The organism is Aquipuribacter hungaricus (genome assembly GCF_037860755.1).
Classification (GTDB): Bacteria; Actinomycetota; Actinomycetes; order Actinomycetales; family JBBAYJ01; genus Aquipuribacter; species Aquipuribacter hungaricus.
The window spans coordinates 1-8,730 of sequence record NZ_JBBEOI010000160.1; the positions used below are offsets into that span (position 1 = coordinate 1).

Annotated in this window: 7 protein-coding genes; 1 reads left to right on the forward strand and 6 read right to left on the reverse strand. The window is 76.2% G+C overall.

The features are described from left to right. Positions 1 to 165: 165 nt before the first annotated feature. Complete coding sequence (locus WCS02_RS14540) at positions 166 to 1,533, reverse strand: O-acetylhomoserine aminocarboxypropyltransferase/cysteine synthase family protein (RefSeq protein WP_340294458.1); 1,368 nt, start codon at positions 1,531 to 1,533, stop codon at positions 166 to 168. A 284-nt stretch (positions 1,534 to 1,817) separates the two neighbouring features. On the opposite strand from WCS02_RS14540, the gene WCS02_RS14545 reads away from it, so the two are divergent. Continuing rightward, entirely contained in the window at positions 1,818 to 4,292 is a 2,475-nt protein-coding gene (locus WCS02_RS14545; RefSeq protein WP_340294460.1) for a M14 family zinc carboxypeptidase, read from the forward strand. A gap of 118 nt (positions 4,293 to 4,410) precedes the next feature. On the opposite strand, the gene WCS02_RS14550 is transcribed toward WCS02_RS14545, so the two are convergent. The 5 genes from WCS02_RS14550 to WCS02_RS14570 all read right to left on the reverse strand — a co-directional run. Continuing rightward, the gene (locus tag WCS02_RS14550; protein ID WP_340294462.1) at positions 4,411 to 5,130 is read right to left on the reverse strand and encodes a hypothetical protein; all 720 of its coding nucleotides are present in this window, start codon (positions 5,128 to 5,130) and stop codon (positions 4,411 to 4,413) included. Between the two features lie 316 nt (positions 5,131 to 5,446). Continuing rightward, positions 5,447 to 6,322, reverse strand: a complete 876-nt coding sequence (locus tag WCS02_RS14555; protein WP_340294464.1) for a spermidine synthase — start codon at positions 6,320 to 6,322, stop codon at positions 5,447 to 5,449. Next, complete coding sequence (locus tag WCS02_RS14560; RefSeq protein WP_340294466.1) at positions 6,319 to 7,659, reverse strand: FAD-dependent oxidoreductase; 1,341 nt, start codon at positions 7,657 to 7,659, stop codon at positions 6,319 to 6,321. Before WCS02_RS14560 ends, WCS02_RS14555 begins: the two co-directional genes overlap by 4 nt. Then, the gene (locus WCS02_RS14565) at positions 7,656 to 8,009 is read right to left on the reverse strand and encodes a hypothetical protein (protein ID WP_340294468.1); all 354 of its coding nucleotides are present in this window, start codon (positions 8,007 to 8,009) and stop codon (positions 7,656 to 7,658) included. The genes WCS02_RS14560 and WCS02_RS14565 overlap by 4 nt, the downstream gene beginning before the upstream one ends. 216 nt (positions 8,010 to 8,225) lie before the next feature. Continuing rightward, positions 8,226 to 8,730: hypothetical protein (locus WCS02_RS14570; RefSeq protein ID WP_422665425.1), on the reverse strand; the 505-nt coding region annotated here is incomplete at its 5' end.

Genomic DNA, 8,730 nt, shown 5'->3' on the forward strand with positions numbered 1-8,730 from the left:
GGCGGCCGTCGACGCTGCCGGTGGTGGCCTGCTCGTCGCCGCCCGCCCCGCCGGCTGCGCCGTCGCCTCCCGCGCGGTCCCCTGACGTGCCGTCGTCGCGCAGGCCCGTCGTCGCGGCGGGCACCTCGGCCGCACCGCCCGCGTATCCGCCGACCTCGGTCTCGGTCATGCCACGGCCTCGTCCCGCTCGTCCGTCTGCCCGGCGGTGCGGCCGTCGGTGCCGCTGTCGGCCCGCCCGTCCCGCGTCCTGCCGGTGGCGCGCTCGAGCGCCTGGTCCAGGTCCCACAGCACGTCGTCGACGTCCTCGAGCCCGACGCTGATCCGGACCAGGTCCGGGTCGACGCCGCCGAGCCGGAGCTGCTCCTCGCTCAGCTGCTGGTGCGTGGTCGAGGCCGGGTGCAGCACCAGGGTGCGCGCGTCGCCGATGTTGGCCAGGTGGCTGCACAGCTCCACGGAGTTGATGAACCTCTCCCCCGCCTCGCGGCCGCCGGCGACCCCGAAGGCGAAGACGGCGCCGGGGCCCTCGGGCAGGTACCGCTGGGCCCGCTCGTGGTCGGGGTGGCCGGGCAGCCCGGCGTAGCGCACCCACGACACCCGGGGGTCCTCGTCCAGCCAGGTGGCGACGGTCCGGGCGTTGGCCGCGTGCTCGCGCATCCGCTGGGGCAGCGTCTCGACGCCCTGGATGAGCAGGAAGGCGGAGTGCGCGCTGAGGGTCGCCCCGATGTCGCGCAGCTGCTCGCTGCGCAGCTTGGTGAGGAAGCCGTACTCGGCGAAGTTGCCCCACCACTGCAGGCCGCCGTACGAGGCGACCGGCTCGGTCATCGCGGGGAACTTGCCGTTGTCCCACGGGAACGTGCCGGCGTCGACGACGACGCCGCCGATCGTCGAGCCGTGCCCGCCGATGAACTTCGTCGTGGAGTGGATGACGATGTCGGCGCCGTGCTCGATCGGGCGGCACAGGTACGGCGTGGCCGTGGTGGCGTCGACGACGAGCGGGATCCCGGCGGCGTGGGCGACCTCCGCCAGCCCGGCGATGTCGGCGACCTCGCCACCGGGGTTGCTCACGACCTCGGTGAAGACGAAGCGGGTCCGCTCGGTGATGGCGGCCGCGAAGTCCGCCGGGTCGTTGCCCCGGACGAACGTCGTGTCCACGCCGAAGCGCCGCATGGTGACGTCGAGCTGGGTGATCGTCCCGCCGTACAGGCTCGCGCCCGCCACGATGTGGTCCCCGGCGCCGGCCAGCGCGGCGAACACGACGAACTCGGCCGCCTGCCCGCTGCTCGTGGCCACCGCACCGAGCCCGCCCTCGAGGCTGGCCAGGCGCTCCTCCAGGGCTGCCACGGTGGGGTTGCCGATCCGGGAGTAGATGACGCCGTACTTCTGCAGCGCGAAGAGGTTGGCGGCGTCCTGGGTGTCCTCGAAGACGAAGCTCGTCGACTGGTAGATCGGCACCGCCCGCGCACCCGTCGTGGGGTCGGGGCCGGCCCCCGCGTGCAGCGCCCTGGTGCGGAACCCGAACTGGCGGTCGGTCATGGCGCAAGCGTGCCACCAGCCCCGGACACAGCCGCCCGCGCGTCCGCCGAGGACCGGCGGCAGCACCGCGGCCGGCGGGTGCGACGGGGTTGTGTCGGGACCGCGGCCTAGCGTCCGGCGCGTCCTGACCGCCGGCCGACCTGCACCCGTGGCCGCGCCGCCGGACCGCACGACCGGACGGTCAGGATGGTTGACAGATCACCTACAACTGCCGCCGTCCACCTCTTGTGACACGGCTCGGGGCCGCCATAGGTTCCGGGCACCTCCCAGACGAAAGGTCCTCGATGTCGACACCTCGTCCGTCCGGCCCGCCCCACGAGGGCGCGCAGGACGTGCCCGACCGCCGCCGCGCCCGTACCCGCACCGCCATCGGCCTGACCGGCCTGCTCGTCGCGACCGGCGCCCTCGTCACCCTCCCCAGCGCCCAGGCGCAGCAGACCGGCCGCCTCAGCGTCGGTGCCGCCCAGGCACGCACGTGCGCCGACGCCCCCGCCCGCGGCCGGGGCGTGGACTCCTACCGCGTCACCGCCCCGAGCTCCGGCCTCGTCGAGGCGTCGGTCGCCGGTGCCGGCGACTGGGACCTGGCCGTCTTCGACGACGCCGGCGAGGTCGTCGCGGCGAGCGCCGGCTTCACCGGGACCGAGCGGGCGACCGGGTTCGTCCAGGCCGGGACCCCCCTCACCGTGCAGGGCTGCCTCGTCTCCGGCCGTCCGGGCGGGGTCACCGTCGACCTGTCGTTCCTGGCCATCACCGGCTCTCCGGAGTCGGCGTCGCTGGTGTCCGTGAGCACGCCGGAGCGCGAGGACAAGGAGCGCCTGCAGGAGCTCGGCCTCGACCTCACCGAGCACGCCGACACCGACAGCGTCGACGTCGTGCTCTACGGCGCGCAGGACGAGCAGGTCCTCGACGAGGCGGGCTTCACCTTCGACGTCGAGGTCGCCGACCTCGCCGCGCAGTCCCAGGCCGACCGCAGCGCCGACGCGGCCTTCGCCGCCTCGGTCCAGCGCACCGAGCTGCCCAGCGGGCGCACGGAGTACCGACGCCTGGCCGACTACGAGGCCGAGTTGAAGGCGCTCGTCGCGGAGTACCCCCGGCTGGCCAAGCCCATCACGCTGGAGGAGCCGACCGTCGAGGGCCGCATGGTCCACGGCATCGAGATCACCACCGACGTCCAGCGCGTCCACGACGGCAAGCCCGTCTTCCTCCACATGGGCGTGCACCACGCCCGGGAGTGGCCGGCAGGCGAGCACGCCATGGAGTGGGCCTACGAGCTGCTGCAGGGCTACGGCTCCGACGCCGAGCTGACCGACCTCGTGGAGTCGACCCGCACCATCGTGGTGCCGATCGTCAACCCCGACGGGTTCACCATCTCCCGCGAGGCCGCCACCACCGACACGTTCGGGCTGTTCAGCTACGACAACAAGCGCAAGAACTGCAGCATCTCGGCGAACACCCCCACCGCGCCGGTGGACTACACGACGGGCACCTGCACGGACAACCCGGCCGGCCGCCTGCGCGGCACCGACCTCAACCGCAACTACGGCGGCCTGTGGGGCGGCCCGGGGGCGGAGATCAACTGGTCCGGCGACACCTACCGCGGCGACGGGCCCTTCTCCGAGCCCGAGACCCGCAACATCCAGGCGCTCGTGGCCTCCCGCTCCGTGACCACCCTCATCACCAACCACACCTTCGGTGACCTCTGGCTGCGCCCGCCGGGCGTCCAGGCCGTCGGCGCCCCGCTGGACGAGCCGCTGTACGCCGAGCTCGGCGCCCGGGCGACCTCGCACAACGACTACGCCAACATCCCGTCGTACCAGCTGTACGACACCACGGGCGGCACCGAGGACTGGGCCTTCTGGACCGCCGGCTCCCTCGGCTTCACCCCGGAGATCGGCACCGTGGGCTTCCACCCCGCCTTCGAGATCGGTGTCGTGGGCGAGTACCTGGGCCTGGCGCCCGCCGCACCCGAGGGCAAGGGCGGCAACAGCGCTGCCTACCTGGAGATGCAGCGCGCCACCGCAGACCCGGCCTACCACTCCACGCTGACCGGCACCGCCCCGCGCGGCTGGACCATCGAGGTGTCCAAGGAGTTCCTGACCTCCACCTCGCCCGTGGTCCGCGCCGGTGGCGTGGTCGACCCGCCCATCCAGTTCGAGGACTCGCTGTACAGCCGCTACGACTCCACTGGCGGGAAGTTCTCCTTCGCGGTCAACCCCTCGACCCGGCCGATCGTCGCCGGCCGTGACGGGCGCGAGCCCACCGCCCCGCCCCAGCCGGGGATCACGCTGACCAACCCGGACGGCGTCCCGGCGGAGAACCCGGACCTCGACCCGGACCTGGCCCAGGAGACGACCACCTTCACCATCGAGGAGGGCTTCGACAACGCCTACGCCGACCTGCAGTTCACCTGGGCGGACGCCGCCACGGACTGGGACTTCTACGTCTTCGACTCCGAGGGCAACGAGGTCGGCAGCGCCGCGACGGGCAACCAGCCCGAGGTGCTCTCCCTGGCCGACCCGGTCCCGGGCGAGTACACGGTCATGGCGTTCAACTACGACGGCGGTGACGCCAACGACTGGGCGGGCACCGTGGGCTTCCGCAACCCCACGCCCCGCGTGGTCAACGAGCCCGAGTCGTGGGTCCTCACCTGCACCGACCGTCGCGGCACGGTCAAGTCGGTCCGCGAGGTCGTCGTGGGCCGCGGCGAGACCGTCGACCTGGGCAACGTGTGCGTGACCCGGGGCCGCCCGCGCTCCTGAACCGTCCCACCGACGCACCCCGGGGCGGGGTCGCCGCCCGGCACGCACGTCGTGCCGGGCGGGGGCCCCGCCCTCGTCATGGGCGGGGGCTGCGGTGCGCGGTGCTGCGGTGCGGGGGTCAGGGCGCGCACGTCCGGTCGACGAGCTGCTGGAGCGGGGCCCGCTCGGGCACGGGGACGGCGACCTCGACGAGCACCGGGGCGGCCCCGTCGACCGCCACGCGGACGGGGAGCAGGTAGCCCTTCTTGTCCTCGGCGACGGCGTGCGGGTCGCAGCGGGTGACGGTGAGCACGACGTCCAGCGTGGCGGGACCCGGCGCGCCTGCGGGTACGTCGGCCACCGCCGGCTCCGCGACGGTGAACAGGGTGGTGGCGCCCTCGACGCTGACCGTCAGCGACGGGGCGCCGGGGCGGGGGGCGGCCACGACCGTGCCGCGCAGGGCCGGCTCGCCACGTACCTGCCCCGCGTCGACCCACGAGCCGCCCACCGTGAGCACCACCTGCACGGCGACCGCGGCGGCGGCGCACCGCTCGGCCGCGACCGGACCGAGCACCTCGGCGCCGACCGGAAGCTCCACGGTTTCGCCGTCCACCTCGAGCGTGACCAGGTGCGGGCCGTCGGCACGGGCGGCGCCGTCCGGGCCGCAGGCGGGCTCGCCCAGCGGCACGGTGAGGTCAGCGGACACCCCCGCCCCGACCAGGGAGTCCTTGTCGGCCTCGACGGGGGCGGTGAAGGTCGGGGTGTCGAGCCGGACGTGCGTCACCCGTACCGGGCGGTCGCCGCCGTTGGTGACCTTGACCTGGAGGACACCGCGCTGGGCGTCGCGCCGGTACTGCACCACCGAGGCGGACAGCCCGGCGGCAGCCCCCGCCCCGGAGGTCGACCCGGGTGCCGGTCCTGGGCCAGCGGACGAAGGGCCCGCCGACGGCGAGCCCCCGGACGGGGCCGCCGTCCCGGGTACGGCTGCCGCCCCGGGCGCGGCGGTCGCCCGTCCGCCGTCGGCGGCTGGCGTGCGAGACGAGTCGTCGGCGGGCGCGCACCCGGCCAGTGCGACGGCCGCGAGCACGGCGCCCGCTGCCCTGCGCGCACGACGACCGGTCACCTGCGGACTGTAGGCAGCGGGCGCGCGTGCGCGCGAGGGACCGCCGGGTCCGTCAGCGGAAGCGTGGCCGGGGCGGGGGCGCGACGAACGGACCCGCGTCGTCCAGGGGCGTGCCGCCCCCGAACCGGTCGCGCACCTGGCCGTCGTCCATGAGCCTGACCGGTGCCACGGCGTCACCGGCGAGCCGTCGGCCCCAGCTCGCCTCGGGCAGCGGCGCGTCGGAGGCGACGAGCAGCACGTTGCCGGTCCGCCTGCCGCGCAGCGTGCCGGGCTCGGCGACGGCGAGCACGTGAGCGAACCGGGTCCGCAGCGTGGCGACCTCGGCCCGGGTGCAGGGGAAGGGCGTCGCGTCGGGGAGGTTGCAGACGAGCACGCCGCCGGGGCGCAGCACCGCCGCGACGGCCTCGCACCACTGCGTCGTCACCAGCGAGGTCGGCACGCCGGCGTCGGCGAAGGCGTCGCGGACGACGAGGTCGAACGAGCCGGGGCGGCAGCCGGCCAGGCCGCTGCGCCCGTCGACGGCGCGGACCTTGAGCCGGCCCGCGCTGCGCAGCCCCAGCTGCTCGCGCACCAGGTCGAGCAGGGCGACGTCGGGGTCGAGCACCACCTGGTGCGAGCCGGGGCGGGTGGCGGCCACGTAGCGGGCGAGCGTCCCGGCACCCCCGCCGACATGGACGGTGCTGAGGTCCGCCCCCGGCGGGGCGAGGCAGTCGACGAGCCCGCCGATCCAGCGGACGTACTCGAAGACGAGGACCGTCGGGTCGGCCAGGTCCACGTGGGACTGCGGGACGCCGTCGACCGCGAGCTGCCAGCCGGTCGAGCCCGCCGGCTCGTTGCTCAGGCTGGCCGTCCCCCCGGCGACCGGCCAGGATCCCGGCACAGGGGCGGTGGTCGATGCGCCCCGCGCGGTCCGGGTGCCCCGGCTCACGGGCGCCACCAGCCGTAGGTGGCCAGCGGGTCGTCGGCGTCGTCGCGGACCGAGCCGTGGGTCGCGGGGCCGGGCAGGAGGGACCGAGCGGTCTCCTCAGCGACGGCGGGGCCGATCGTCCAGCCGGACCCGCCCCAGCCGTGGGAGACGACGACGTCGCGGCCGCCCACCAGCCCGGGGTCCACCCGGCCGAGGGCGACGGTGTCCCGGACCGGGCGCAGGTGCCACCAGGGCGCGGCGTCCGGCCGCCAGCCGGCCAGCGCCGGGAACCGGTCCGCGGCGTCGGCGAGCAGCGCGGGCACCTCGGCAGTGGCGCGGTCGGCCAGCCGGCGCACGTCGTCCCAGTCTGCGGGGTCGTCGACCGGCAGGTAGGTGCCGCCGACGTGCAGGTGGTCGTCGGCGGGCTGCAGGTCGCCGTGCTGGTCGGCGCCGGGGTGCGCGTCGGGCTGGGGGCCGCTGCGGTGGGGGACGGTGTACCGCGGCCGCAACGTGTCGTCGTCGTCCACCACGGCGGCCCGCTCGTGGACGGTGCCTTCCGGCAGCGGCCCGCGCAGCAGGACACCGAGCCGGCCCGACAGACGGGTGTCACCGAGGACGTGGGCGCCGAGGCCCAGGCAGGCCACGGTGACGTCGGCGCCGTGCCGGTCGTGCAGCGCGAGCAGGTCGGCCGTGGAGCGCAGCGGTGCCGGGAGGCCGACCGTCCGGACGCGCGGGTCGGCAGCCAGCGCTGCCGCCCAGCGCGGGAGCAGGGCACAGGTGTCCCACTGCGGCGAGGGGTCGACGAGCAGGGCGTCGGAGTGGCGGGAGAGGCCGAGCCCGGCGGGGTCGACCGCGGTCCCGGCGAGGCCGGTCACGGGGCCGCGGCGCGACACCACGACCGCGGACCGGGTGCGGACGTGCGTGCGGACGTGCGCGTGGCGCCGGGCCAGCGCGGTCGCGAGGACCGCCGAGCGCGTCGCCCAGCCGTCGGCGCGCGGGTCCGTCGAGGCGTAGCGCATGGCGAGCCCGCCGCTGCGGGACGCGGTGAGCGACCCGGGCTTCAGCACCGCCACGGTCACCGTGAGGGGAACGCGCGGCCCCGCTGCTCGAGAGGCCGCGCCCGAGCCGTGGGCTCCCCCGTCGGCGCCGTGGCCAGCCCCGTCGTGGACCCGGGCCTCGAGCCCGCCGTCCTCCCGGCCGTCAGCTGGGTCATCCCGCAGGTCGTGCACCAGGTCGTCCGCCCAGCACTCCGCCAGGTCGTCCGCCCGGCCCGAGGCCAGGTCGTCCGCCCGGTCGAGCAGGGCCTGCACGGTGAGCAGGCCCCCGACGCCCCCGCCGACGACGAGGACGTGCGTCATCCCCGGCGGTCCGACGCGACCCACGCCGCGGCGCCGACGGCCCCGGCGACGGTGAGCACCGACGGCCACGCACCGATCTCGCGGGCGAGCAGGTGGCTGCCGACGAACCCGCCCGCATAGCCGACCAGCAGCGCGGTCGCGGTGACGGGGCCCTGCCGGCGCACCCAGTGGCGCCCGCACCACGCGGCTCCGGCCACGAGCACCACGCCGCCGAGGGCCCGGACGTCGGTGGCCTGGGCGACGGCGAACCCGACGACCAGGGAGCCGGCAGCCACCACGGCGGTCGGGACCGCGGGCCGGGCGTGGACGTCGGTCGTGCCGGGGGCGGACGCAGAGGCAGCGCGAGGCATGACTCCAGGGTAGGCGGGCGGCCCGGGCGGGCTCCGGTGGCCGTCCCGTCCGGGCACCGCGCGAGCTGCCCGACCAGGTGCCGGACGAGCTGCTGGACGAGCTGCCGGACGAGCCGCCGGACGAGCCGACCGACCCGATGCCGGACGAGCTGCCGGACCAGCTGACGGGGACGTGCCGCCGGACGAGGGCGACCGCGGCGACAGCGGCGGTGGGTGTCAGACCAGCTGGGCGACGACCACGAGCGCGAGCACCACCGGGCCTGCCCCGGCAGCAGCGAGCCTCGCCCGCCCCGGTACGAGCGCCGCCACCAGCGCACCGACGACGGCAAGGGCCCCGCCGAGCCCGGCACCGACGACCGCGGCGAGAAGGGGGACGCCGGTGAAGAGCCCCGGCAGCGTGAGCACGGCCGCCGTCCCGCCGCCCCACCACAGGCCGGCATGCAGGTGCTCGACGAGCAGCCAGTTGTCGGCGTCGGTGCGCCGGCGGCGCAGCCGCAGCGACACTGGCACCCCCACCGCGTACACGCCGACCACCATGACGACGAGCGCCCACGCGAGCCCGGACCCGTCGGTGGTCAGCAGGAGCAGGCCGAGGACGGCGGCCAGCGCACCCGCGCCGGCCATGACCCGGCCGAGTTCGCCGGGCGCTGCGTCCCTGGACCCCGCCAGCCCGTCCCCCGGCGCCGGCGCCGCGCTCCCCGGCGGCGCGGCCGCGCTCCCA

Coding starts and splice junctions, on each gene's coding strand:
- WCS02_RS14540 (WP_340294458.1), bottom strand. CDS start 1,533: ATGACCGACCGCCAGTTCGGGTTCCGCACCAGGGCGCTGCACGCGGGG.
- WCS02_RS14545 (WP_340294460.1), top strand. CDS start 1,818: ATGTCGACACCTCGTCCGTCCGGCCCGCCCCACGAGGGCGCGCAGGAC.
- WCS02_RS14560 (WP_340294466.1), bottom strand. CDS start 7,659: ATGACGCACGTCCTCGTCGTCGGCGGGGGCGTCGGGGGCCTGCTCACC.
- WCS02_RS14565 (WP_340294468.1), bottom strand. CDS start 8,009: ATGCCTCGCGCTGCCTCTGCGTCCGCCCCCGGCACGACCGACGTCCAC.